At 40.1% G+C, this 1,815-nt stretch carries 3 protein-coding genes; all 3 read left to right on the top strand.

Features of this window, described 5'->3' with window-relative positions; all coding sequences use genetic code 11:
* Positions 1–86: 86 nt before the first annotated feature.
* The 3 genes from Q4533_RS19550 to Q4533_RS19540 all read left to right on the top strand — a co-directional run bounded on the left by Q4533_RS19550 (position 87) and on the right by Q4533_RS19540 (position 1,720).
* The gene (locus Q4533_RS19550) at positions 87–443 is read left to right on the top strand and encodes a hypothetical protein (RefSeq protein ID WP_133149364.1); all 357 of its coding nucleotides are present in this window, start codon (positions 87–89) and stop codon (positions 441–443) included.
* A gap of 74 nt (positions 444–517) precedes the next feature.
* On the top strand, positions 518–871 hold the full coding sequence (locus Q4533_RS19545; RefSeq protein WP_303503906.1) for a hypothetical protein: 354 nt from the start codon (positions 518–520) through the stop codon (positions 869–871).
* A gap of 123 nt (positions 872–994) precedes the next feature.
* Complete coding sequence (locus Q4533_RS19540; protein WP_303503903.1) at positions 995–1,720, top strand: SIMPL domain-containing protein; 726 nt, start codon at positions 995–997, stop codon at positions 1,718–1,720.
* The last annotated feature ends 95 nt before the right edge of the window (positions 1,721–1,815 follow it).

Raw genomic sequence — 1,815 nt, 5'->3', positions numbered from 1 at the left:
GTAGCGATAACCCTCTCTCTCCGAAAGTAAAGAACAAGCCGTTACACGAGACCTTCGGCTCGTGAACTAAATCGTTATGAGTAATTATGGATTTAACTTCTGTTCTAGTATTAACAACTTATTTTTCATGCTTTGTACCTCCATCGTATGTCTTACTTAAGAGAGTTGGAGTAACTGCACAGCTACTGCGCCGTGCAATAATGTTTGGATTTACTTTAGCTTTTTTACAGGTGCTATTGCCTTTAGGCTTATTATTTGTAAGTTATGATTATGGTCCTTATTTAGGTATACCCTTTAGCTTAATATTTTCATACCTTTATGTAAGGCATGTTGTTCGGCTAAAATGGTTTCAAAACGTTCTGGTTATATTGTTATTACCAGTTATAGCAGGTTTAATATCAACACCATTTATGTATGCATTTTATTTTATACAACACTCATAACAAGGCAAAGCAAAAAGGACGCGCTAAAGCGCGCCTTTGTTTGCGGCGTTAACTTACTTAATCATGGAGGATTAATGGATATCAAAAAGTGGGCTTGGAAAATAGCAACAATCTTAGTCATGGGGGGGCTATTGCTTAACCCTGAGCTAATGTCTTTAGTTTTGTTTATTGACGCTATTGGAATTGATTTATTTCTCTTACTTGTCGAAGTACAGATAGTAGCCATAAGTGGATATTACTTTCATACATGGATTAAGCCGATACTTATGCCCCTATATAAGGCTTTGCTTAGAGCTGACCCTTACTTTTTCATCCCGACTAGGGACTCTGTAGCAAAACACCCATTGATCTTATGTCATGCAGTTCCTTTTTTGATGCTGTTTATTATTGGTGGCATCGTGGTTAAGCCAGTGATTGATTCAGTGTGACGTAAGTTAACAAGCAGCTAAATTCAGATTCACCAAGACTGTCATGCCATTTGCTGAGCAAATCGCCAGCCAGCATATGGTTCACTTATTAGCAGGGCGTTACAACTCAAAAAGGAATCGCGCATGAAATATGTTGTATTGGCACTAGCTCTAATTGCTTCTTTATCAGTTTCTGCAAATCCAGTACCGGAGTTTCCGTTCGTGATTGTCACGGAAAAATTGGAGCAAGAAGTTAAACCTGATTTAGCTAAAGTGCGTTTCAGTCTTCTGGCATATGATAAATCGTCAGAAACGGCGATGGAGCAATTGACCAAGTTCTCTGCTCAAATGTTAGAAATCCTGAAAAATAACGAAATTCCCATTTCAAATGTCGAATCAACACAGATTGACAAGAGCACTAAGCGGGCAAGAAAAGATGGGGCATACAACTTAGATATCTTGGGTTATGAAGTTCAGCAGGGATTCAATTTACGCATTACTGATCTCACAAAATACCCGAGCATAATGAATCAGCTAATCCGGTTGAATGGAGTTCAAAATATAGATGCGTTCTTTGAAACTACTCGGGAAGAAGAGTTTAAAGAGAAAATGATTGTTGATTTGAGCCTCAAAGCAAGGAAAAAAGCCGATGTCCTTGCTAAGGCTCAGTCTAGAACGGTAAAGAGTGTCTATGGAATTACTACCGAAGAGAACTTTGGGCAGGCCTATGCAACTTTTTCTTTGGAGTACAGCCCGCAAGCGTATGCTTTAGCTATGAAAGCTGATGCCTACGGCATGGATTTAGTAATGGCCGTTCCAGAATTTATCAAAGTAGGCCAACGCATTACCGCTATATACGAATTGAAGTAGTCATCGTGCCAAAAGTTGTAATCGGGTAGCCGGAGGTATCTAGCCTCCAGCCCCCACACCACCCTGCATGCGGCTCCGCACAGGGCGGTTCCCAA

This window comes from Shewanella sp. 6_MG-2023 (assembly GCF_030547195.1).
Taxonomy (GTDB): Bacteria; Pseudomonadota; Gammaproteobacteria; order Enterobacterales; family Shewanellaceae; genus Shewanella.
This window is presented reverse-complemented; position numbering and strand designations above follow the sequence as displayed.